21 protein-coding genes and 1 pseudogene are annotated in these 21965 nt (G+C 49.0%); 12 read left to right on the top strand and 10 right to left on the bottom strand.

The window, feature by feature from the left end; genetic code table 11:
* Window positions 1–61: 61 nt before the first annotated feature.
* Together ACFPYJ_RS03050 and ACFPYJ_RS03045 are read right to left on the bottom strand one after the other, a co-directional pair.
* Window positions 62–1669 carry a response regulator gene (locus tag ACFPYJ_RS03050; RefSeq protein WP_379186567.1) on the bottom strand — a complete coding sequence of 536 codons (1608 nt, stop codon included), beginning with the start codon at window positions 1667–1669 and terminating at the stop codon, window positions 62–64.
* Window position 1670: 1 nt separating this feature from the next.
* Window positions 1671–3461: a cache domain-containing sensor histidine kinase gene (locus ACFPYJ_RS03045; protein ID WP_379186566.1), complete on the bottom strand. Its 1791-nt coding sequence runs from the start codon at window positions 3459–3461 to the stop codon at window positions 1671–1673.
* Between the two features lie 152 nt (window positions 3462–3613).
* Between ACFPYJ_RS03045 and ACFPYJ_RS03040 the strand changes: the two genes are divergently transcribed.
* From ACFPYJ_RS03040 to ACFPYJ_RS03030, 3 genes are all read left to right on the top strand, one after another.
* Window positions 3614–4492, top strand: a complete 879-nt coding sequence (locus ACFPYJ_RS03040; protein WP_379186565.1) for a carbohydrate ABC transporter permease — start codon at window positions 3614–3616, stop codon at window positions 4490–4492.
* Window positions 4492–5328 carry a carbohydrate ABC transporter permease gene (locus ACFPYJ_RS03035; protein ID WP_379186564.1) on the top strand — a complete coding sequence of 279 codons (837 nt, stop codon included), beginning with the start codon at window positions 4492–4494 and terminating at the stop codon, window positions 5326–5328. The genes ACFPYJ_RS03040 and ACFPYJ_RS03035 overlap by 1 nt, the downstream gene beginning before the upstream one ends.
* A 131-nt stretch (window positions 5329–5459) precedes the next feature.
* A complete protein-coding gene (locus ACFPYJ_RS03030; protein ID WP_379186563.1) occupies window positions 5460–6791 on the top strand; it encodes an ABC transporter substrate-binding protein in 1332 nt (443 codons plus the stop codon).
* Between the two features lie 112 nt (window positions 6792–6903).
* Here the strand turns inward: ACFPYJ_RS03030 and ACFPYJ_RS03025 are convergent, their stop codons facing one another.
* The 5 genes from ACFPYJ_RS03025 to ACFPYJ_RS03005 all read right to left on the bottom strand — a co-directional run bounded on the left by ACFPYJ_RS03025 (window position 6904) and on the right by ACFPYJ_RS03005 (window position 10833).
* On the bottom strand, window positions 6904–7209 hold the full coding sequence (locus ACFPYJ_RS03025) for a hypothetical protein (protein WP_379186562.1): 306 nt from the start codon (window positions 7207–7209) through the stop codon (window positions 6904–6906).
* A gap of 13 nt (window positions 7210–7222) precedes the next feature.
* Complete coding sequence (locus tag ACFPYJ_RS03020) at window positions 7223–7684, bottom strand: DUF2269 family protein (protein WP_379186561.1); 462 nt, start codon at window positions 7682–7684, stop codon at window positions 7223–7225.
* A 27-nt stretch (window positions 7685–7711) separates the two neighbouring features.
* Window positions 7712–8302: a TetR/AcrR family transcriptional regulator gene (locus ACFPYJ_RS03015; RefSeq protein WP_379186560.1), complete on the bottom strand. Its 591-nt coding sequence runs from the start codon at window positions 8300–8302 to the stop codon at window positions 7712–7714.
* Window positions 8303–8484: 182 nt separating this feature from the next.
* Window positions 8485–9273, bottom strand: coding sequence for a L,D-transpeptidase family protein (locus ACFPYJ_RS03010; RefSeq protein WP_379186559.1), 789 nt, complete (start codon window positions 9271–9273; stop codon window positions 8485–8487).
* A gap of 255 nt (window positions 9274–9528) precedes the next feature.
* A complete protein-coding gene (locus tag ACFPYJ_RS03005; RefSeq protein WP_379186558.1) occupies window positions 9529–10833 on the bottom strand; it encodes an aminotransferase class I/II-fold pyridoxal phosphate-dependent enzyme in 1305 nt (434 codons plus the stop codon).
* A gap of 304 nt (window positions 10834–11137) precedes the next feature.
* On the opposite strand from ACFPYJ_RS03005, the gene ACFPYJ_RS03000 reads away from it, so the two are divergent.
* On the top strand, window positions 11138–11923 hold the full coding sequence (locus ACFPYJ_RS03000; protein ID WP_379186557.1) for a helix-turn-helix domain-containing protein: 786 nt from the start codon (window positions 11138–11140) through the stop codon (window positions 11921–11923).
* A 78-nt stretch (window positions 11924–12001) separates the two neighbouring features.
* Here ACFPYJ_RS03000 and ACFPYJ_RS02995 read toward each other — a convergent pair whose 3' ends face one another.
* On the bottom strand, window positions 12002–12631 hold the full coding sequence (locus ACFPYJ_RS02995; protein WP_379186556.1) for a pyridoxamine 5'-phosphate oxidase family protein: 630 nt from the start codon (window positions 12629–12631) through the stop codon (window positions 12002–12004).
* Between the two features lie 224 nt (window positions 12632–12855).
* Here ACFPYJ_RS02995 and ACFPYJ_RS02990 point away from each other — a divergent pair.
* Window positions 12856–13896 (top strand): annotated as a pseudogene (locus ACFPYJ_RS02990) (glycoside hydrolase family 140 protein); the annotation flags it as partial.
* Window positions 13870–14199, top strand: coding sequence for a putative collagen-binding domain-containing protein (locus tag ACFPYJ_RS02985; RefSeq protein ID WP_379186812.1), 330 nt, complete (start codon window positions 13870–13872; stop codon window positions 14197–14199). The pseudogene ACFPYJ_RS02990 and the gene ACFPYJ_RS02985, both read left to right, overlap by 27 nt.
* 89 nt (window positions 14200–14288) lie before the next feature.
* On the opposite strand, the gene ACFPYJ_RS02980 is transcribed toward ACFPYJ_RS02985, so the two are convergent.
* Window positions 14289–15017 carry a GntR family transcriptional regulator gene (locus ACFPYJ_RS02980; protein WP_379186555.1) on the bottom strand — a complete coding sequence of 243 codons (729 nt, stop codon included), beginning with the start codon at window positions 15015–15017 and terminating at the stop codon, window positions 14289–14291.
* Window positions 15018–15183: 166 nt separating this feature from the next.
* On the opposite strand from ACFPYJ_RS02980, the gene ACFPYJ_RS02975 reads away from it, so the two are divergent.
* The 3 genes from ACFPYJ_RS02975 to pdxR all read left to right on the top strand — a co-directional run bounded on the left by ACFPYJ_RS02975 (window position 15184) and on the right by pdxR (window position 17846).
* Window positions 15184–15345 carry a hypothetical protein gene (locus tag ACFPYJ_RS02975; RefSeq protein WP_379186554.1) on the top strand — a complete coding sequence of 54 codons (162 nt, stop codon included), beginning with the start codon at window positions 15184–15186 and terminating at the stop codon, window positions 15343–15345.
* 19 nt (window positions 15346–15364) lie between these two features.
* Window positions 15365–16084 carry a 6-phosphogluconolactonase gene (locus ACFPYJ_RS02970; RefSeq protein WP_379186553.1) on the top strand — a complete coding sequence of 240 codons (720 nt, stop codon included), beginning with the start codon at window positions 15365–15367 and terminating at the stop codon, window positions 16082–16084.
* Window positions 16085–16343: 259 nt separating this feature from the next.
* Window positions 16344–17846: a MocR-like pyridoxine biosynthesis transcription factor PdxR gene (gene pdxR / locus ACFPYJ_RS02965; protein WP_379186552.1), complete on the top strand. Its 1503-nt coding sequence runs from the start codon at window positions 16344–16346 to the stop codon at window positions 17844–17846.
* A gap of 76 nt (window positions 17847–17922) precedes the next feature.
* Here pdxR and asd read toward each other — a convergent pair whose 3' ends face one another.
* Window positions 17923–18711, bottom strand: coding sequence for an archaetidylserine decarboxylase (gene asd / locus ACFPYJ_RS02960; RefSeq protein ID WP_379186551.1), 789 nt, complete (start codon window positions 18709–18711; stop codon window positions 17923–17925).
* Between the two features lie 128 nt (window positions 18712–18839).
* Here asd and ACFPYJ_RS02955 point away from each other — a divergent pair, with 128 nt between their 5' ends.
* From ACFPYJ_RS02955 to ACFPYJ_RS02945, 3 genes are all read left to right on the top strand, one after another.
* Entirely contained in the window at window positions 18840–19148 is a 309-nt protein-coding gene (locus tag ACFPYJ_RS02955; RefSeq protein ID WP_379186550.1) for a hypothetical protein, read from the top strand.
* 127 nt (window positions 19149–19275) lie between these two features.
* The gene (locus ACFPYJ_RS02950) at window positions 19276–20424 is read left to right on the top strand and encodes a glycosyltransferase family 4 protein (protein WP_379186549.1); all 1149 of its coding nucleotides are present in this window, start codon (window positions 19276–19278) and stop codon (window positions 20422–20424) included.
* 291 nt (window positions 20425–20715) lie between these two features.
* Window positions 20716–21642 (top strand): copper amine oxidase N-terminal domain-containing protein, encoded by a 927-nt coding sequence (locus ACFPYJ_RS02945; protein ID WP_379186548.1) that lies wholly within the window; start codon window positions 20716–20718, stop codon window positions 21640–21642.
* Window positions 21643–21965: the final 323 nt, after the last annotated feature.

Genomic DNA, 21965 nt, shown 5'->3' with positions numbered 1-21965 from the left:
AGCTTTGGCCACGGATGACGTTTTGTTGTTTGCCTCGCGCAGCTTTTACCGTTAATCCGCCTTATTTGAGCTTCTTCCGGTATTCATTCGGTGAAACACCTTCCTGCTTCTTGAATACCTTGCTAAAATATTTCTCATCCTTGTACCCGACCAGCTCAGCGATCTGCACGATCCGATATTGGGGGTTCATGAGGAGCAGCTTGGCTTTATCCATCCGGATGCGTTCGATGTAATCGGAGAGATTTTCTTGAAACTGCTGCTTGAATTTACGGGAGATGTATTCCCGGCTCAGATAGAACCGCTCCGCGATATTCTGCAGTGTCAAATCATCCGCATAATGGGAGTCCACGTATTTCACAATGTCAAAAATGATATGCTCATCCTGCCGTTTATGTTCGGTCCAAAGCTGTGATAAACGGAGTAAACCTTCCTCAAGCTCAACGCCCCACTGCTTAATCGACAAGCAGCCGTCCGGATCCAGAGGCACGATGAAGAAAGCCGATTCGGATGGGAGCGTCAGCGAAATCGACAGATCACCGAACAATTCCTTCAGCCATCTTGCTTTAATGACCCCCAATTCATGCCTCCACAGCTCAAGCTGCTCCATATTGATATAGCTCATCGCTTCAACCTGATTGATCCACAGCTGAACGGCATCTTTGATGACTTTCTCCCGGCCGCTCCGGATGGCAAGCAGCAGCCGGTCTTCATATTCAGATAGATGCACCGTAGGTTGACGCGGATTCTCACTCGGATCATAGCAGCTGATACGCGGCCTTGCTGCACGCATATTACGCTGGCGCAGCACTAGTATGGCTTCATGATACGACTGCTTAAAGCCTGCAGGCACCAGTCTTTCACTGCCAACGCCAAATTCAAGCCGGCTGCCGAAGGCCTGTTGAATGCCGTTATTCATCGTATCAAGCAGGGCGGCCGCACGCTCTGTCTGCTTCCATAGAATAACAACGATGTCGCCGTGATCATGCCGGAAGGCAACGCCCTGATTATGTGTCCGGACAAACTCATTGCAAATATTCAGCAGGGAAAAATAAAGCAGGTCTTCGCTTCGGGCAAATTTGCTGCGGATGTTCGCATTAATGGTATCGGTAGCCAATACCGCAATGCGGCATGGCAAGCTGCCGCCCGGCATACCGAATTCAGTCTGAAGAGTCTCGTCGATAGACGAATAGTAGGATGGATCCTCCAAGAGATGTGTGAGCATCTTGTTCCAGTAAACGGGCTTCAGCTGATTGATTTCGATTGATTTTCGCTGCTCCTGCTCCGAGCCTTCATCGTCCTGCTTGCGGCTGGCGACCGCCTTGCTCACCGCTTCATTCAACTGCTCCGGATCGATAGGCTTAAGAATATAATCGACTCCGCCGTACATGACCGTTTTACGGACAAAATCAAAATCATCATGGCCGCTGATCACGATGGTTTTCGTTCGCGGCGCGTGCTGTTGAATCCAAGCCAGCAGCTCGGACCCCATGATCCCCGGCATCATCATATCGGTGAAAATAATTTGCGGACGTTCCTGTTCAATTAGATCTATAGCGGTCTTTGCATCCTGTGCTTCCAGAATGGTCCCGATTCCATAGGTGTTCCAATCAACCAGCATGCGGATGGCTTCCCTCACATGCCGTTCATCATCGACGATCAATGCTTTCATCCTAATCTCCTTCTTGTTCAATCGGAATCCACAGTACAACGCTGAAGCCGCCCAGCTTGCTGTGCTCCACCTCAAGATTAGCTGTCTCATTATAATAAAGCTTTAACCGGGATAGAATATTCGGCAAACCAATCCCGGATTCGCCATTTCCAATTGCAGACTTCGAAATGGCAAGCCGCTCGCGCAGCGCCTTTAAATGTGCCGGCGTTATGCCTTTTCCGTTGTCGCTTACCTCCAGGCGCAGCCACCGGCTGTCTGCGGAAATGGCCCCCGAGATTTCAATCGCACCTGTCTCTGTATGGACATCGAAGCCATGCTTGAAATAATTTTCGACCAGAGGCTGAAGGATCATCTTCGGTATTTGCAGCTGCAGCAAGGGTTCATCGATGTGTACGGCATATTGAAGCTGCTTACCGAACCGCTGCCGCTGAAGGGCAAAATAAGCCTTCACATAGTCAAGCTCGCGTGCAATCGATACGATCGGTTCTCCTGCATTCATGCTGTAACGCATCATTTTACCCAAGGACGTTATTAAATGATAGATCTCGGGCTCCTGCTTTTGCAGCGACAATGTACCGATGGACTGCAGGGCATTATTCATAAAATGAGGATTCGTCTGCACCTGCAGCACCTGCAGCTCATTGCTTTTACGCGCCAGCTCCAGCTCATATTCACGTATGATCATTTGATTAATGGTATTCATCGCCTGCTGGAACCGTCTGGCCAAGATCCCGAACTCATCCTTGCGGTTCACATCGATATGAATCTGCAGATTGCCGCTTTGAATTTGATTCAACGAGCGGATCAGCTTCTTAATCGGCGCTGTCAGCTGAAAGGCGATAAACATTGTCGCTATAATCGTCAGAATGAGGAAGAGGACGACAATTCCGCTGTTAATGAGTGCGACTTCACGAGCAGTCTTGTGAAGCGTCTCATTCGGAATCCGTTTAATCAAGGTCCAATTTAAGAACGGATTGACCATTTTATCATAAATAATTTCACCCGAGAACCCGTCCTGATGAAGGGCGAAGCTGCCTGTATCGGAGGCGGTCTTCATGACCTGCTTGACCCAATTCGTTGTCAGAGGCTCGGTGCCTACCGTCTCTTGCTCAGAGCTATAGATCAGGCGCTGACTCTCGTCGATAATATACAGCTCTTCTTGGCCATGAGAGAACAGCTGTTCACAAATCTCCTGAATGCCTTCCAGGCTGATATCTATCGATAGGATGCCCAGCTCTTTTTTGGCTGCCAAATAATAAAGCGAGCTGTTGATCGTGAGAACTTGTTCTGAATTTGGCTTGGGTATGCTCACGATACCGTAATTATTCGGTTTATGCGGCGGCTCGATGGAAGAGCGGCCTTTGAATAGATCAGAGGGAATATCCCTGTTCCCGAGGAAGCTTCGCTTCGACCGGTCGTTTACGAGTAAATAATGGACTTTGTTTTTACGAATATAGAGATGAGCTTGCTCGAAATCTTTGGCTGTGTAGCTTAACAGCTGCATACCCCGGTAGATTTCCTGCTCGTCCCGGAAATTCGCAATACCGTCGTCCAATATGGAGAAAAGCTTACTGTCATTATAAAAAATAAACGTGGATTGATGAAGCGCGTTCATATAGTTGAGCAAATTCGTTTTCCCTTGGAACAAGAGGTCGGTATTCGTTTTCAAGGTTTCTTTGGTCACTCTGCTAGTCGTTAAGCTGTAGGTGATGACAATTGATGCAAGAATCGGAATCAATGTAGCTGCGAGTAAGAAAACAATCATTTTATTGCGGATACTGTTAAAAAGCATCAATGTTCACCCCGTTTTGATTCCCAAACTTTGTTCCCATTGTAGCATGAAATCAATAATTTCCCCCTCTTTGATCATCAGAATCGGTGGGAGCCTGGTATGAATGGCTCTATACTTGTTGTATCAGCTTAGTTTGAAGGGGTGAAACCACCATGGAAACGACCGGAAAAAAATGGATTCATCAGCTCGTATTTATTGGGCCTGCCGTATTCTTCTTTACACTCATCCTCGTCATCCCATTCTTCATGAGCATTTATTATTCGTTCACGGAATGGAATGGTGTCAGTACAAAGGTAACATGGATCGGTATCGACAATTACAAAAAAATATTATTTCATGATCCTGACTATTTCAAGGCTTTCTGGTTTACGTTCCGCTATTCCATAGTGGGAGTCCTGTTGACCAACCTCGTCGGTTTTCTCTTGGCGCTGCTGCTGACGCAGGCATTAAAGACGCGAAACATACTGCGAACCATCTTTTTCATGCCGAACGTGATCGGCGGATTGCTGTTAGGGTTTATCTGGAGCTTTATTTTTGTTAAAGGATTTGCCACTTTAGGGGAGCATACGGGACTGGCTTTCTTTAATCTCCCTTGGCTGGGCGATGCACCTACGGCATTCTGGGGCATAGTCATTGTAACCGTCTGGAAGGGCGCAGGTTATGTGATGGTCATTTATATTGCGGGTTTAACAAATGTACCGAAGGATATGATTGAAGCTGCCCGGATCGACGGAGCAACCAGGCTGCAAATGCTCTCCAAAATCACGCTGCCGATGATCATGCCGGCAATTACGGTATGTCTGTTCCTTACCATTTCCTGGGGCTTCAAGGTATTTGATTTAATTGTCTCCCTGACTAAGGGCGGTCCGTTTAACTCGACGGAATCGGTTTCCCTTAACATTTATCAGGAGGCATTCCGGAATAACGCATTAGGGCTCGGGAGCGCCAAAGCGGTTATTTTCTTCCTGATCGTCGCTCTAATTACCGTCATTCAAGTAACGGTTACGAAGAAACGGGAGGTGGAATCGTAATGGAAACTGCAAAACGATATTCCTTCCGGTTGTTTTCTCTGGAATTCATCGGTATCATCGTGGCTTTGGTCTTTCTCGTTCCGTTTTATTTTGTCCTGACGAATTCGTTTAAGCCTTTCGCTGAGCTGCTTGCGAATACAACCAGTCTGCCGAAAGCTGCCAGCCTCCATAATTACATCGAGGCTTGGAAGATCATGAAATTTCCGACCGTATTCATGCATTCATTGATCATTACAGTTGCCAGTAATTTGGGGCTTATTATCATCAGCTCCATGGCTGCGTATCGAATGGTGCGCGTCAACAGCCGCCTGAATCAAATTTTGTTCTTACTGTTCGTCTCGGCGATGATCATCCCATTCGAATCCATCATGATTCCTTTGGTTAAATTAGCTGGTAATATTGGGTTTCTGAACCATATATGGGGTGTCGTTCTCTGTTATTTCGGCTTTGGCGTTTCGTTGAATTTGTTTTTGTACCATGGTTTTGTTAAGTCCATCCCGCTTGAAGTTGAAGAAGCGGCCATTGTAGACGGATGCTCGACCTATGGTGTATTCTGGCGAATTGTCTTCCCGCTTCTCAAGCCGATGACAGTTACCATTGTGCTGCTTAACAGCCTGTGGATATGGAATGATTTCCTGCTGCCTTTACTGATTATCGGCGGACCGGAGACGCGTACGATTCCGCTTGCAACCTATTCCTTCTTCGGTCAATACATGAAGCAGTGGGATCTCGCTCTTGCCGCACTCGCGCTTGGCGTGCTGCCGATCATCGTTTTCTTTCTCGCAATGCAAAAACATATTATCGAAGGCATTACGGCAGGTTCGATTAAAGGGTAAAATATTGATCTGATCTACGAATGACAATAAGTTACCCCTAATCGTTCAATTTTCTCAGTGATGTTATCGTTAGTATTTCTTTAAACTAGGAATTGTAACAACGCAAACATAAAAAGGGAGGCACTTCAAAAATGAAAAAATTACCTATGCTCGCTGTATCATCCGTACTAGGTTTATCAATCGCCCTCACAGGCTGCGGTTCGAATAATTCGAATAATACAAACACGGCTGAACCTTCAAATGCAGGAAATACTTCAACGACAACCAATGAAACAGCACCGCCTAAGAAAGACGTCACGATTAAGATGTTTCAATTCAAAGTTGAAATTGCCGAGCAGCTGCAGCTGATGGTTAATGAATACGAGAAAGAAACCGGTGTGAAAATCCAAATTGAAACCGTCGGCGGCGGAGCGGATTACGGCGCGGCGCTTAAGGCGAAGTTCAACTCCGGCGACAAGCCCGATATTTTCAATAACGGCGGCTTCTCCGATCTCGATCTGTGGGCTGAGAACCTGGAAGATCTGTCCGATCAGCCTTGGGTGAAGGATCTCGTCAAAGGTACAGATGAGCCAATGACCAAAGACGGTAAAATCTACGGCATGCCAATCGGCGTTGAAGGCTACGGCTACATTTATAATAAAGACCTGTTCGCTAAAGCGGGCATTACAGAACTGCCGAAGACAATAACGGAGCTTGAAGCTGCTGCGCAGAAACTGCAGGCTGCAGGCATCACGCCTTTCGAGAACGGCTATGCGGAATGGTGGGTGCTAGGCAATCATTTCGTCAATCTTCCTTTCGCTTATCAAAAAGATCCGAACGCCTTCATCGACGGTCTGAACAAAGGCACGGAGAAAATTGCCGGAAACGCGGTATTTGAAAACTGGACGAAGCTGTTTGATTTGACGGTGAAATACGGTAACAAGAACCCGCTGCAAACGGATTACAACACCGAGGTTACTGATTTCGCTAACGGAAAAGCAGCGATGATGCAGCAGGGTAACTGGACTCAAGTGCAAATTACAAAAACAAACCCGGATGTGAACATCGGCTTCCTGCCAATGCCAATCAGCGATGATGCGGCAGCCAATGATAAGCTCTTCGTCGGTGTACCGAATAACTGGGTAATCAATAAGGATTCCAAGGTGAAGCAAGAAGCAAAAGACTTCCTGAACTGGATGGTTACTTCCGACACAGGTAAAAGCTATATTACGAAACAATTTAAATTTATCCCGGCTTTGACTACGATTGCAGCAACAGAAGAAGATTTGGGCGCATTGGCAAGCGATATTATGAAGTACAGCAAAGAAGGCAAAGTGCTTTCCTGGAACTGGTTCAAATTCCCGCAGGGCGAAGCTTCAAGCAAGAAATTCGGCGACGCTATGCAAGGTTACGTGGGCAAGCAGCAAACCAAAGAGCAAATGCTTGAAACGTTCCAAACGACATGGGACAGCTTGAAAAAATAATCCCAAGCAGCAAACAGAATCGGGCTATCCCCAGTCAGAAATGACGGAGGGATAGCCCGTTTTTGTCTAGGAAATTTCATAACTCCGCCTGCCTTTGGACTGTGCCATCTTCTTAAGCTTGCAAGCTTTTATCTACCCGGCCCAGAGAACAGCCGCTATGAAAATAAATTGCAATAGGGTTCGGATGAACAAAGTCGGTGTCGGTTTGCCGCCAATCCGCCCTGGGAAGGGCAGCAGGAACCATGCGAATCAAATCCTTCCGCTTATTCCCCCAATGAGCGGTAGCGGTAAGCAGAAACATAGCGGCAACTGCACCCTGGAGCGATGTATGCCAATCATCCATATGATGCGTCCAACCGGCCAATCCTAACACCCGAAAGAACAGGAATGAAACCAGAAGCGCGATTAAAGGAGCCATAGATAAGCCCTCCTTAGAGCGGTTTAGAAACCATCAGATACAAAATAACGATGGGCAGCAAAGTAGCGGCTATGCCGAAGACCGCCCAATAGCTCGAGATGCGGCGATAGGCGGCACAGATGTTCCCGCTATCGATGGATGCAGCGCTATGGCGGATCATTCCTCGCTGCAAAGGCAGCAGCACAGCCAGCCAGATAACGCCTGTTACCGCAAACAGCAGAACGGAAAGGCTCAGCCAGTTCATCCCGCCCATGGGCAGATCTGCGCGAACAGCCATTGTGATGCCTGATCCGACGATGAGCACAAGGCTCGGGAGCGTGAACACATAATCTGCAAGCATGACATTCTTAACTGTGTTGTGAATGATTACAGGGTCCTTCTGTATATCCGCCCGAACCTTCCAGAAGGCAGCCGTAATAATATTGCCGACGAATATGACGACTCCAATCAGATGCATTGTTAACCAAACGTTCATGCAGCATCTCTTCCTTTCATGCCCGATTTATCGGGGCTGTAGAATATGAATGATGAATGAGGTGAAATCTTGGGATTTGAAAGCTGCAGGAGCAGCAGAAATCGTAGAGCGTACGCGCAGACCGAGCGATAAGAGCATGAACAGCTCTCCGATTTTGTCTGCATCTACCGTTTGCGGAATGACCCCGTGCTGGTGGCCGGTCATGATCCACTGCTTGGAGAAATGCAGCGATAAATCATAATACTGCTGAAGCACCTCTGCAACGGCTGGCTGATCCTCCTTGCCAAACAAATACATAAGCACTTTGTTCGTTACATCCTTGGGATTCTCAAGCGCAGAGAAACTCTCTGAAATTCTCTGCATCGGTCCGTCAAATGTCGGCCCTTGCTCCACTTGGTTGATGAACCGCTCGTTCGTTTCCTTGAGGCTCTCCTGCAGCACCCAAGCGAAGATCTCGTCTTTGCTCTTCACATGATGAAAAATAGCGCCCTTGGATAATCCCGATACGTCCATGATGTCCTTCAGAGTGATGGAATCACAGCCTTTCTGCGCAATGAGCCCTTTGGTTGTTTCCAGCAGCAGCTGGATCGTTTGCTGTTTACGTTCTTCTTGCTTCAAAGGAAAACCCTCCATTATCTTGGTAGCTCTTCTAAGGCAGGTAGTTAAGTCATTTGGATATATTTATTATATAAACCGACCATCGGTTTGTAAATAGGTTATGGAAAATATTTCTGTCCCTCTAACGTTATCGTTTAGAAAAGGAGGCAGGCTGTCAATTGGCAGCCTGCCTCTACCGCTTATTATTTCTGTGAATGATTAAGCGCAATGGTGTTGTCCGTTCCATCCCATATCACAGAATAACCCGTTAACTCCGCCATATTGCGCAGCGGAATCATGACAGTATTATGCTCTAACCGGGAGGCTGTGATGTCGATTGTCTTCCCATTGACAGTGGCTTGCTTCGTTAGAACTTGGTGTATAAGGGTACGATTTCCGATAGTTGCTGTAACCGTCTGTGTTCGATTGCTCCATTCAACCCGGGCTCCAAGCAGTTCGAAGCATTCTCGAAGCGGCAGGTAAATGCGTGAATCTGCAATCAGCATGCTGTGTTCTAAGGTTTGAAGTTTCCCGTTAAGGAACAGCTTTCCTGCAAATTCGTCCAAGCCGACCAGGTATCCGTGTTTCTCTGCGACTGCTTCAAATGTCAGCGCTGACGAGGTGATAATGACCGCCGTATCAATCTTTACTTGCGGATAGAGCCAGTGGATCTCCTCATTCTTCATCCGTATACAGCCGGCACTCACATACTTGCCTATCGATTTCTCATTGTTGTTGCCATGTATGGCATAAGTCGTTCCATGAGTACCGTTGACATCCAGGCCCAGCCACCGGTCTCCAAGCGGATTACGAGGATCCCCGCCTGGGATTTTCTCTTTGTAGTAGGGTCTATTCTTAATCTTGTTAGCAATGGTGAAGCTTCCCTCGGGCGTTAAATCCTTGGTTTTACCGGTGGCTACAGAGAAGGTCTTAACGAGCACCCCATCCTTGAAGAAAGCCAGCTGATTGGTTTTCTTGTTCACAATAATCATGTCTTTGCTGCTCGCCGTGGCAGCTGCCGCAGAGGAAAACGGAATTAGCCAGATCAGTAGAACTGCTAGAATAATGACCATATTACGAGCATAACGAGGATTCAGTTACAGACAACCTCCCTAATCGATCGAATTACTAATCAATATATTGAGGGAGCGTTAGTCCTACGACAAAATCAAAAAAAATCTGCAGCACCGGAACCTGGACGGCTCGATGTGCTGCAGATTGTTCGTTTCACTCTATGACCGGCAAGCTTATTTGCTCAATACGGCAACTTCCTGAACCGCTTTGAAGATGGTATCGAACAGCTCTTCCAGGTTCGGTTCTTCAATGCAGGAGAAAGCAACACGAAGGTCTGTTTCTCCCAGTGCAATCGTACCGATCTGGTATTCGTCAAGCAGACGTGTGCGAACGGTCTCAGCATCCGCGTTGTTCAGCTTCAGACACATGAAGTAGCCGGAGTTGAACGGATAATAGGACCATACATCGCCATAACGGCCGCTGTCGAGCAGGCTTTTGACATGGTTAGCACGGTTCTTCATAATCTCATACTTCTCAGCCTTCTGCGCTTCGAAGTCAGGGGATTGCAGCGCATGCAGCACGAATGTCTGCGAAGGATGCGGTCCGCTTGAGATTGTAGCACGGATAATACCAAGCGTCTTCTGTTCCAGAGCGCTCAGCATCGCATCGGAAGGAGATGCATAAGTGATGAACCCGACACGGAAGCCCCATACATATTCTTCTTTGGTTGCTCCATCGATCTTAACGGCAAGCACGCGCGGATGAAGATCAGCGAGTTTACCGAATAAGGACTCATGCAGCGAGTCTTCGAAGAATAGTCCGAAGTAGGCATCATCGGTTACAGCGACAACATTTACGCCTGCCTCGGCAGCATCGCGAATCGCAGCGACAATCTCGTCGCCTTCCTGCGGACCTGGTGTGTAGCCAGTCGGGTTGTTCGGGAAGTTTAGCAGCACGATCGCTTTTCCTTTGCCCTTCTGAGCGAGCAGTGCTTCACGCAGGCCTGCGCTGTTAAAGCGCTGCTGATCATTATATAGCGGATACTCGGCGATCACTGCGCCGCGGCGCACGCCGAATGTAAGTTCATAGTTTTCCCAGTTCTTGTTTGGAATAATAACCGCATCGCCTGCATCGGCGAACAAATCAGCGACAATACTCAGTCCATGCGTTAATGCATTCGTTACAACGGGGTTGCCGAATGACCTGCCTTCAAGTGCCGGATTCTCCTTGAGCATCTTGGTCCGCCATGCTGCACGCAGCTCTGGCTTACCTGCCGGTGGCGCATATTCATAGATATCCTTTGGCTTGTAAGCGGACAAGGTATCTTGAATAACCTTCAAATGCATAGGCTGGCCGCCTTCGAGGGCGATACCAATGGTGGCATTGAATTTCTTAGCCTTCGCTTTAGCTTCAGCCGATTGGCTCAATATGCCTTCCTTCGGAAAATAAATCTCTTTACCGAGTGTGGACAACATGGCAAAAACATTCGCATTTTCTCGCTCAATCGTAACATTCAGCTGCTGGGCAAGTGGGTTCATGGACTTCATACATCCTTCCAAATAATCATTCGTCTATTTTGGTCTCATTAGGAGAACCGATTAGGTGATATTATAACACTTATTGGGAGCCGAAGGCCATTAAACCTGACTATTTTTTGAACAAATATTTAAGGAAGCTGTCTGCGAAGCAGTGGATATCATGGAGCGGTGCTATCAGCCGGCCGTAATGCCCAGGCATACGGACAAGCTTGCGTACTGATTTTCGGCTGGTGTATGATGACAACGATGGAAACAGCTTGTGACGGCTGTTTCGCTAGGCTATAACGGGGGGAGGAAGCTGTTAATGCTGCATTGTGCGCCATCTTCATTTCAATTATTGAGCGCGTTCGCCAAAATCGTCTGTGAACCGGGATGGAAGTGGCAGAAGCGTGAGAAGCCGCTCGCTAATTACGATTTGTTTTATGTCTGGAGCGGAGAAGGCGAGGTTCTGCTCAATGGCAAACCGATCCCGGTCGGGAAGGGAAGCTGTTTTCTGTTTCGGCCAGGGGACTTCACAAGCGCGACGCATAACCCTCAGAAGCCGCTCGTGCTCACCTATATTCATTTTGATGTCAGTGAGCCGCTCGGCACCATACCGCAATCCTATCGGGTGCTCAATGAAACGGTTGATTTTGAGCATCTGCTCTCCCGTTATGTGCGGCTCTTCCTGGTGAAGCTGTTTGCGGCGGAAGAGGAAGCCCAGCTTATACTCAAGCAGCTGATGATCTATCTGCTTCGCGAGGATTTGGAAGGGCCGATTGAGCGGAAGGCAAGCAATCAGCAGACAGAGGCGGTTCATGAGGTTGCGAACTTCATCAAGCAGAATCCGGGGATCGCGCACCGGGTCGAGGATTTGGCGCAGCGTGCGCAGCTGTCTCCCCGATATTTTTCCATTAAATTCAAAGAGCTAATCGGGATCTCGGTTCAAACCTATATGATAAGAATGCGAATTGAGCGCGCGCAGCATCTGCTTATGCATGCGGGGATGAATGTGACTGAGGTTGCCGACGCGCTGGGCTACCGCGATATCTTCTTTTTCAGCCGGCAGTTTAAGCAGTATACGGGCAAGAGTCCGTCAGAAATCCGATAATATCACATGCATCTTAAACAGCTCGAACCGCGCAAGGTCAATCGCCTGCATGGTTCGAGCTGTTGTGCTGTGTATTCGTTAATCTCCTAAAGCATGGGGGCAATAACGCCGCATGAGCTCTATCGTTTCTGCGTCCATTGATCCGTTTCGGCTGGATAACCCTTCCTGGATGGCAGCTCTGGCAGGTTCCTTGGCATTCTGGCCGAACTTGAACTTGGCGCTGATCTGCGAAGCGTCGATCCGCACGACGGCAACGCCCTTCAGGCGGGGAATGTAATCCGGGTCGCCGGCATCAATGGTTTTGTAGCCGCCTTCGGGTTGAAGCTTGCGCATAAGCGCTTCAAGCGCCGACGCTTTCTCCTGGGGATCATCAACCAAGGCGGCATGTCCATCGATTCGAACGGACTTAAAGTAAGCCGTCGCAGGGCAGGCCAAGAGGGGGTCGGTAAAATAAGAGGGAATGACGGCATATTCTTTGGCTACCGCGAAGGTTACGGATTCATTGGCCTTCAGCTGAGTCATTTTCTCACCGATGCGGCTGCCGTGAAAATAAATCGCCCCGTTCACATAAACAAAGTTGAGCGGCGTAACTGCAGGATGTCCATCTTGGCTTACGGTGCCGAGAAAACCGAAGCTCATTTCACTTAAGAAGGCTTCGATCTCCTCCAGATTGTGTTCCTCGTCGATTTGAAATTCTTTTCTGCGCATGGCTTACTCCTCCTTCTATCTGTTATTACGAGCATAACGTGCCAATTGACAATTAATAAGATCCAATTATTCATAAAATCGGTGTACCGCTTTTTTCGCGTGCATAAGAGATCGTTCACTGCTATTCTTGAGGAGATGCAAGTCGGGAAGATCCTTCCAATCTTTCGTGTATGCTTGAGAAGACCGTTTCCCGTATACGCAGAAACCTGTGAGGAGGAAGGTCAATGAAGATCGTTTTCAAATGGAGCAAGGCACTGCCTCATCTCAAAATCAGCGATAGTCAGCGATTCATCGTGCAGGAGGACGGAACGCCTTTCTTCTGGCTTGGGGATACGGCTTGGGAGCTGTTTCATCGGTTGAACCGGGAGGAAGCGGAACAGTATCTGGAGATCCGGGCGCAGCAGAAATATAACGTCATTCAGATCGTTGCCTTGGCGGAATTTGAGGGACTGACAGCCGGTAATGCTTACGGGAGCAAGCCGCTTCTGCTTGATAGGAATGGTGCGTAAGACCCGGCACAACCGGATACTGATGGGGAATACAGCTATTGGGATCATGTTGATTTTGTCATTAATAAAGCTGCGGAGCATGGATTATATGTTGCCTTTCTGCCTACCTGGGGGGACAAATATCATTTGGCTTGGGGCAAAGGCCCGGAAATCTTCAACGCGGAGAATGCCCGTGCTTATGGGCGGTGGCTTGGAGAGCGGTACCGCGACAGATCCAATATCATCTGGGTTCTCGGGGGTGACCGCGTACTTGCGAAGCGCAGGCATTTTGAAGTCACTGAGGCCTTGGCGGCGGGGCTTAAGGAGGGTGATCTGGGCAAGCATCTGATTACGTTTCATCCGAGTGGGGACGCTTCTTCTTCGCAGTATGTCCATGAGGAGACATGGCTGGATTTCAATATGATACAGTCGGGACATGATCATAAAACAAGAGATAACTATGCCAAAGTGAGTGTTGATTATAATCTGCTTCCTGTGAAGCCGACGATCGATGCAGAACCTTGTTATGAAGATCACCCTAGGGGCTTCAATGCCGTCAATGGGTACTTCGATCAAGCGGATGTAAGAACAGCAGCTTATTATGCGGTGTTGGCAGGCGCATGCGGCCATACCTATGGCCATCATTCTGTCTGGTCGATGATGAGGGAGGGGCTGGAGCATGATTGGCAGCCGGAGTATTTTCCCGTTGTATCCTGGAAGAAGGCTCTATTGCGCCCGGGTGCCATGCAAATGCAGCATGTCAGGGCATTGATGGAATCCCGCAGCATGCAGACGCGCATTCCCGATCAGAGCTTGATTGCAGGCAACCTGCCGGGTGCGAATTACGCAGTCGCAGCTCGCGGAGATGAATATGCGTTCTTTTACAGTCCCAATGGACTACCTATTCATGCTGTTCTGGGCAAAATCAACGGTTCCCATATTAAAGCCTCCTGGTATAACCCGCGTAATGGGGAGTACAGCGCAATCGGCATATTCGCTAACAGCGGAATAAGTCCATTCATTCCTCCGACAAGCGGCAGGGGTGAGGACTGGGTGCTGGTGCTCGATAGCGTGCAATAATGGATGAAAGAAATCAAGATAACTAAACCGGCGCATGCGTTCCTCTGTGAGAGAGGCAATCATGCGCCGGTTTTAGTTTGGGGAGCTGCTTACCGGAATGCACGATCAATGACGAACTTCAGCCGATCCCCGCGAACAATCAAATGGGCATACTCCAGAGGGACTTGGTTCTCGGAATAGGTGATGGACTCGATTAGGAATGCCGGCGATCCTTCGGCGATGTTCAGAAGCGAACTGTAGGTGTCGTCGATCACGATGGGTTCTATCGATTCGGTAGCCCGATGAGGAATAAGCTTATATTTATTGCTGAGCAGCTCGAACAAGGAACAGGTGAGATCATCCTGCATAAGCTCAGGAGCAAGCCGCCAAGGCACATAGGAAGTGGAGTGCTGCAGGGGTTCATTATCTGCATGGCGCAGCCGGGCAAGCTTGATGACAGGATCCTTGTCTGCGATATGAAGCACAGCCGCAAGATGCGAAGTCGCCGGAATCAACTCTACGGATAGGACGGTTGAGTGGGTCTGCAGCCCAAGATCCTTCATCTGCTCAACGAAGCTCTTCACATGGTCGGTCAGCTCATCCTCGATCTTCGGCGAGCTGATGAAGGTTCCTTTTCCTTGAATGCGGTGGATGAGTCCTTCCATTTCCAGCTGTTGAAGGGCTAGACGCACGGTTGTACGGCTTACTGTATATTGATCGCCTAATTGTGACTCAGTCGGCAATTGATCACTTGGCATATACTTTCCGGAACGGATGAGCGCTTCAATATTTTCTTTCACCATGTAATAGAGCGGTGCTCCAGGCCTTGCTTCTATCATAAGTCTGCCTCCTTCAAAATCATCATCATTGTAGCATAAGATGAACGTGGAATGTTATAACAAACTACGCATATTTAAGTGTTGACTATGTAAAATCGGAGCCATATACTTAATTTGTAGTAACAACATAATGATATTCATCTATTGTTATAGGGGAGGGTTCGGAATGGCGAGCATTAAACTGGCTTACTTAGTCGGAACAAGGCGTAACGCTATTCGCGCGCTGGCCAGCAATCCGCTTGTCTATTCTCTGAATAAAGCAGAAGCCATCTATGACGAAATGGCAGCCGCGCTGAAGGATTACCTTCCAGAGCGGCTGCTGCGATAGGAAGCGGGGGCAATCAATCATGGAGCTTATAATCGTTGAGGATTATAAAGAGTTAAGCCGTACGGCTGCGGAATGGGCGAAAAAGTTAGTTGCAGACAACCCGCACGCTGTCCTGATTCCGGCAATGGGCAATACGCCTATGGGCATGTATGAAGAGCTGACAGCAATGAGGAAAACAGGGGCATTGGACACGACGGGGCTGCGCATCTTCCAATTAGACGGTTATCTCGGACTGGAACCGGACGATAAGCGCTCGTTAGTCGGGTGGCTGAGGCGATCGGTGCTGGAGCCTTGGGGCATTGACGATGAGCGTACCGTGCTGTTGCAAGAGGATGGAGAGGATGTCGAGGCGGTTTGCCGCAGCTATGACCGCCGGATCCATGAAGCAGGAGGCGTCGATATCGCCATACTGGGGTTGGGGCCGAACGGTCATCTCGGATTCAATGAGCCGCCTTCCACTGCGGCTTCACCGACCAGGGAGGTTCCCTTATCGGCGGAGAGCATTCGCAGCAATGCCGTGTATTGGGGAGGGGAAGAGAATGTTCCCCGCTCCTCCATTACAGCCGGTATGGATATTTTATTATCGGCCCGGCATATTCTTCTGCTTGTCAGCGGGGAGAATAAACGGGATATTTTGAAACAAACGCTTCAGGGGCCTGTAACTGAGCTCGTGCCTTCATCTTTATTGCAAACACATCCGAATGTGACGATTATCGCCGATCAAAGCGCGTGGTCCTAAACGGTACAGCCAGCCGAAGCGGCTGCGGAGATATCTATGGAGCGGGACGCCGGAGAACGCTTTACGGAATGTCAATACTGACTTGGAGGGGGACAGATGTCCTTCTCTTTTTTTGTTTAATAATGGAGAGGGACGTTAGAGGGAAGGGGTAAATTGACAATGTAAAATATCAGGTTTAGATTATTTTTATTAGTCCAATTATGGAGGTTGTGAGCTGGCCGAGCGCATTGCGGCAGCTGCGGCGATCGGTCAGGGGGTTATGGAAATAGATTTGCATATTGGTTATGACCGTTATTATGCGGAGCTTGGCAGGAAGACTGAGGCGCTGTACGCCGCTATGCGGGAAGCGGTTATCGGAGGTCAGCTGCCGGAAGGGACGAGGCTTCCTTCCAGCCGCAAGCTGGCAGATTTGTATGGGATGTCGCGGGGCTCGGTAAATCAAGTGTATGACATGCTGGTGGCTGAAGGGTTTGTGCGAACAGCGGTTGGAAGCGGGACATTCGTGGCTTATCGAGCCGGAGAGCTTGGGGGCAGGCGGATTGTTGAGGAGGGTACGGGCTCATCTCCTGTAACCTTCTCAGATTGGGCGCTTCGGCTTATGCCTGCCGGTAATCAGGCGGTGGCAGAGCGGGGCGGAAGAAGAACTTCACAGGAGCAAATAGATAATCCCACAATGATCAGCTTCGATATTCATCTTATTGATCCCTCTCTATTCCCGGTTGAGGAATGGCGTTCATCGTTATACAGCGAAGTGCGGGAGATGATTCAGCCTTGGCCGGCAGCTGCTGCTCCGGTTGAGGGATATTTGCCGCTTCGGGAAGCGATTATCTCCGATCTGCGGAGGGATCGAGGCATTCATGCTGAGCCGTCCCAGCTGTTCATTACGAACGGCTCCATGCAGGCGATTGCACTGCTCTCGATGCTGCTGATTTCGCCGGGAGACAAGGCTGTGCTCGAGAACCCGGGTTATCCCGGTACTTGGCGTGCGGTTCATGCCGCTGGGGGAACGGCATTGACGGCTTCCATAGATGACAGTGGAATTGTGCCTGAGGATTGGAATGCGAAGCTGCTGTTCGTCACTCCGACCCGGCAGTTTCCGAGCGGAGCTGTCTTATCTTCGGATAGGAGGCTGGAGCTGCTGGAATGGGCTTCGCGAAGAGGCGCTATTATCGTGGAGGATGATTATGATAGCGAATTGAGATGGGGAGGACGGCCTGTGGAACCTCTGAAAGCGCTGGACCGGGATCACCGCGTCGTCTACGTAGGGACATTTTCCAATACGATGTTCGTCAATCTGCGTATCGGTTATGTGGTGCTGCCGGAGTCGCTTGTGGAGACTTTTCGCAGGGCGAAGTCGCTGACAGAGCCGCGGCCTTCCGGTATGGCGGAGCAGAGGGCGCTGGCGCATTTCATGACGACTGGCTCCTATGCGAGACATTTGAGAAGAATGCGGCGTGTGTGCGGACGCAGATTGATCCGTTTCCGGGCGGAGATGCAGCGCCTGGAACGCTGGTTCCGATTCGTGCCGGCTGATGCCGGACTTCATATGTATGCGCAGTGGATCGGACCTGAGGAAGAATATGAGCTTTTTCAAGCGGCTTGTCTCGCAGATGGGGTGACTTGGTCAGGTGGCAGCCGCTTCTGGTTCGGCCAGCCTCAAATCCTTACAGCGTTGTTCGGGTTTGCGCATTTGGACGAGGAGAAAATACGAGCAGGCGTGGACATTATGGAAGCTGCTGCTTTGCGTTTGTCTGGACATTAAAAAACGCCGTGCCGCTGCTATCCCTGAAGGATGTACAGCTGCATGGCGTTTGGTGTGTAAGGATCAATTTGGACCTTTATTGAGCGGTTATAGTTCCGAGCTTCTCGCCCATTCTGACCTTTAAGCCGGGTTTCATGTCGCTGCGAGGGGTGAAAGTGCCATCTTCAGTGAGCAGTACGACGGTAGAACCAAACTCGAAATAAGCAAGGTCCTGGCCTTTCACGACTTTATCGGGCAGAGGCTCAACATACTTGATGCTGCTCACATTCATCGCACCGACCTTTACGACTGCGGTTTCGGCTCCGGCATGTCTGATATACGTAATTAATCGTTCATTACGGCTCAGCACTCTGCGCATATGGCGCAAGCCAAAATCATTTACGGGATAGACTTTACCTGGTACATGCTCGCGCTCCACAATGGTTCCCTCTACCGGCGTATGAATCCGGTGATAATCGGTGGGGCTCAAATACAGGACCATGTAAAAACCGTCTTTGTAATTCTCTGTCCGCGGCGAACGGTTAAGCAGCTCTTCCACCGTGTAATCCTGTCCTTTGACGTTCAGGATCGTACCTGCTTTAATCGGTCCGGCTCCGGTAACAAGCGCATCTACAGGGCTGACCAGAGCTGCAGGGTCGGTATCGATGGTGCGCATCCCCGCCTTCAATCTTCTGGTGAAAAACTCATTCAAGGTGCTATATTCCTCAAGCCGTTTCTCGGCCTCTTCAATTCGAATACCATACATCCGGGCAAATCTCGGGATGAAGCGCCGGCTAGCGGGCGACTGGGCAAATCGACCGGTTATTCGCGAAATCCATTTGCGCGAGCTAAGCTCGGTCATGGATCGGAGCAGCCATTTGGTCATGCCGGTAGTTCACGTCCTCTCTTCATTTACGGGTCCATCTTGCTGGTCTGTGAACTAGTGTGACATATCAGGACTTATTTATCAATAGAGTACATTTCCAGCAGGTTTAACCGGGGTATATGTTGCGAATGCTGGCTGATGAGGTGATCGACGTGATTGGTTATATTTTGGCGGGTGCGATTGTCGGCGGCTTGGTTCTCTACCTGCTGCGAGTGAACAGCAGAATAGCTCAAATCGGGATTGACAGCTTGGCTGTGCTTGCTTATTTGGGCTTCTTTGCCGAGGCTGCGAGCAGTGTTGTGAAGACATTGGCGGACGATACCGTGTTCATGACACAAGTACATGATGTGCTGCTGAGTCCAGTGTTTCTGATCAGCGGCGGATATTTAGGGCCATATGGCTTGTGTTTCTTGCTTAGTTTGGTAAGAGGCCGGTAAAGAGGCTCAACAGGAGCGGAATAGGCTGGCGGAGATGCGGCTGCGTGGGGAGTTGGCGGGTTCACGGCGGACTTATTCGGCGTAAGCTATGACAACAAGCTTAAGTAGAGAAGGGCTGGTGGTTGAAATGGCGCGACCGAGGATCGCGTTTGTGACGCCGGGTGCTTTTCCATTGCCTTCACCGAACAGCAGCTCCGTCGAACGCGTGGTGGAGAAGCTGGTGCCGCTGCTCGTACCGACCGTTCAAGCACGTATCTATGGCCGGTTAGGCGGTAAGCTTCCGCGTACCGGTATGCTTGGAGGTGCGGAATGCCAGCGATATCCAGCAGCGAATAAACGTCTTTACCTGCAGCGCGTCGGGGAGTCTATTGCGCGCTATAAACCGGATGTGACAGAGGTGGAGAATCGTCCGGCAACCGTCCTCAAGCTTAAGCGGCTGCACCCTGGAAGCAGAGTTTGGCTTCATTTGCACTCCTCCACTTTCATTGGAGCAAAGTCCATAAAGCCTGCGACACTCGTGCGAAGTTTAGGTGCCGCAGAGAAAATAATTGTAAACAGCGAGTTTTTACGAGATATTGTGGCAGCCCGTGCGCCTCAGTACAGCCAAAAGCTGAATGTGGTTTATCCGGGGGTAGATACGGATCGCTTCATTTCGCAGCACTCTACCGAAGGGGCAATTCGTCGTGAGCAGCTCCGAACGGCCCGAGGTTGGACAGGACGCAGTGTCATTCTCTTTATGGGCAGGCTGATTGAGATAAAAGGCGTTCACCACCTGCTCCGAATGATGCCGGAGCTTGTGAAGCAGCATCCTTCGGCGCTTCTTGTCATTGTGGGCGGGGCATTCTACGGTTCGACTAGAACGACTGCCTATGTCCGGCAGTTATATCGTCTGGGACGTAAGCTGCCCAGGCATGTGCGGTTCGTCCCTTATGTACCTTACTCCGAAGTGCCGGATTGGTTCCTTGCAGCAGATGTCGCGGTTGTTCCGTCCGGCTATCGGGAAGCGTTCGGTTTGGTCAATGTCGAAGCGATGTCCTGCGGCCTTCCGGTTGTTGCCACCCGGGCAGGAGGAATGAAGGAGATCATTGAGCACGGGGTGACCGGTTATTTGGTTGAGCCCAGCCACGTAGAGGCCGAGCTGCGAAGCTATCTGCTGAATTTGCTTGGCAACGATCAGCTAAGACAGACGATGGGCATGAAGAGCCGGGAGCGCGTCGAGCAGAAGTTTACTTGGCGGCATTCCGCGGCACGATGGCTGGATTTGCTGAAGGAATGATTGGTTCACACTGCGTCGGAAACGGAATTCGCAGATTGTAAATATTTAGGTTGAAATTTGTCGTATAAATGAGTATTATTGAAAATAATCAAAGAACGGCATTGTATCGGACTACTAGCAGGAAGCACCTGCTTGCGGGCTAATTTTAGCTTGCAGGCAGGTGCTTTTTTTGTTGCTGCAAAGCAGAAAGTGTTCGTCGATTTATAGCGAAGGGTGGTAGAATATGTTAATTGTTAGACGCGGATTAAAATAATAATGACAGACTAGTACCTATAAAAGGAGATCTATAGGATGAAACTTAAATTAGCGTTAGCAGCGGGTATGGCAGCGGCGATGTTACTGCCGGCAGGGGTGGGTAATGCCACGACTTCATCTAACGGGATGCGGAGTAACCTTTCTATTGAGGTCTTGTACAATGCCAGAAAAATCGTATTTGATACGAAGCCAAAAATGATAGATGGGACTGTTCTTGTTCCAATTCGGTTTGTCGTGGACAAGTTGAACGGGAAAATAGATTTACAAGGAAAATCTGTAACGGTTACTAAAGGGAGTAAGACAATTAAGCTGACCATTGGATCGAAGGCAACGGCTATTAACGGTAAATCGGTCACGCTGCTGCAGCCGGCGATAGCCGAAGGCGGACGTACGCTGGTACCTTTGCGAGTGATCAGTGAAGGGCTGGGCGTGCCAGTGGAGTGGGATTCTGTTTCTCAGTTTGTTTGGATTGGCAATAAGGATGTGCCGAAGCTTGAGGATGTGGTTAAGGCGGTTGATATTAAACCTTACGCTTCGTTATTTAAAGGGAAGCAGGGGGAGTTAGTAATTAATGATGGGTTTTCACCACGAAAAACAAAAGTTCGGATTATTAAAGAACAGGATTTCCCGTTAATTATCGCTAATAATATCTACTATAGAATGGACTTGGCACACGATGCGGATGGAAAAGAATTTACGAGATCTGTGACTAATGATAAAGGTGTAATGGGCAGTTCTTTTTATCTACTGGAGACAGGCCAATCAGCTAAATTAAGAAGTGAATTCTCCGGGGGGCGGGAATCAATCGGAGATTTTAGAATTCACTATAATAGAATTGTATCTAGCAATGATGAGTTTAATTTGGGAATTAAAGATTATAAAAGTTTATCAATTAGTGAGCTCAATTATATTGGTATTTACGCAAACTCTGACTCTGCGATACTAGTTGAAAACTATTTTTAAAAATAAACTATCTAGGGAGGCATGTGTTCTCTATAGTATGAGGATGCTAGATAATTGAATGAAAAGATATTGGATATCTTACCTATTAATTCTATCATTATTCATTCCGCTCATTTTACCTATAATATATTTAACTCCGGCGCAAGCGGAAGAATTGAATTTTGGGAACTCAACAGTTTTGCCATATAAAGATCCCTTGGGCCAACCATCTAAACGTTATGCTGTAGGATTCATGTCTTATGATATTTGGAGTAATTAAATAGGGGAATGGACAACAAAAGCTCCTGGCGATCTAATAAGTAAAAATGAATTAAAATGGACCT

This window comes from Paenibacillus solisilvae (assembly GCF_042656405.1).
GTDB lineage: Bacteria > Bacillota > Bacilli > Paenibacillales > Paenibacillaceae > Paenibacillus_Z > Paenibacillus_Z solisilvae.
This window is presented reverse-complemented; position numbering and strand designations above follow the sequence as displayed.

Coding starts and splice junctions, on each gene's coding strand:
- ACFPYJ_RS02950 (WP_379186549.1), top strand. CDS start 19,276: ATGGCGCGACCGAGGATCGCGTTTGTGACGCCGGGTGCTTTTCCATTG.
- ACFPYJ_RS03000 (WP_379186557.1), top strand. CDS start 11,138: ATGCTGCATTGTGCGCCATCTTCATTTCAATTATTGAGCGCGTTCGCC.
- ACFPYJ_RS03020 (WP_379186561.1), bottom strand. CDS start 7,684: ATGAACGTTTGGTTAACAATGCATCTGATTGGAGTCGTCATATTCGTC.
- ACFPYJ_RS03035 (WP_379186564.1), top strand. CDS start 4,492: ATGGAAACTGCAAAACGATATTCCTTCCGGTTGTTTTCTCTGGAATTC.
- ACFPYJ_RS02985 (WP_379186812.1), top strand. CDS start 13,870: ATGCAGCATGTCAGGGCATTGATGGAATCCCGCAGCATGCAGACGCGC.
- ACFPYJ_RS03050 (WP_379186567.1), bottom strand. CDS start 1,669: ATGAAAGCATTGATCGTCGATGATGAACGGCATGTGAGGGAAGCCATC.
- pdxR (WP_379186552.1), top strand. CDS start 16,344: ATGGAAATAGATTTGCATATTGGTTATGACCGTTATTATGCGGAGCTT.
- ACFPYJ_RS03045 (WP_379186566.1), bottom strand. CDS start 3,461: ATGCTTTTTAACAGTATCCGCAATAAAATGATTGTTTTCTTACTCGCA.
- ACFPYJ_RS02945 (WP_379186548.1), top strand. CDS start 20,716: ATGAAACTTAAATTAGCGTTAGCAGCGGGTATGGCAGCGGCGATGTTA.
- ACFPYJ_RS03040 (WP_379186565.1), top strand. CDS start 3,614: ATGGAAACGACCGGAAAAAAATGGATTCATCAGCTCGTATTTATTGGG.
- ACFPYJ_RS02995 (WP_379186556.1), bottom strand. CDS start 12,631: ATGCGCAGAAAAGAATTTCAAATCGACGAGGAACACAATCTGGAGGAG.
- ACFPYJ_RS03025 (WP_379186562.1), bottom strand. CDS start 7,209: ATGGCTCCTTTAATCGCGCTTCTGGTTTCATTCCTGTTCTTTCGGGTG.
- ACFPYJ_RS03010 (WP_379186559.1), bottom strand. CDS start 9,273: ATGATTATTGTGAACAAGAAAACCAATCAGCTGGCTTTCTTCAAGGAT.
- asd (WP_379186551.1), bottom strand. CDS start 18,711: ATGACCAAATGGCTGCTCCGATCCATGACCGAGCTTAGCTCGCGCAAA.
- ACFPYJ_RS02970 (WP_379186553.1), top strand. CDS start 15,365: ATGGAGCTTATAATCGTTGAGGATTATAAAGAGTTAAGCCGTACGGCT.
- ACFPYJ_RS02975 (WP_379186554.1), top strand. CDS start 15,184: ATGGCGAGCATTAAACTGGCTTACTTAGTCGGAACAAGGCGTAACGCT.
- ACFPYJ_RS03030 (WP_379186563.1), top strand. CDS start 5,460: ATGAAAAAATTACCTATGCTCGCTGTATCATCCGTACTAGGTTTATCA.
- ACFPYJ_RS03005 (WP_379186558.1), bottom strand. CDS start 10,833: ATGAACCCACTTGCCCAGCAGCTGAATGTTACGATTGAGCGAGAAAAT.
- ACFPYJ_RS02955 (WP_379186550.1), top strand. CDS start 18,840: ATGCTGGCTGATGAGGTGATCGACGTGATTGGTTATATTTTGGCGGGT.
- ACFPYJ_RS02980 (WP_379186555.1), bottom strand. CDS start 15,017: ATGATAGAAGCAAGGCCTGGAGCACCGCTCTATTACATGGTGAAAGAA.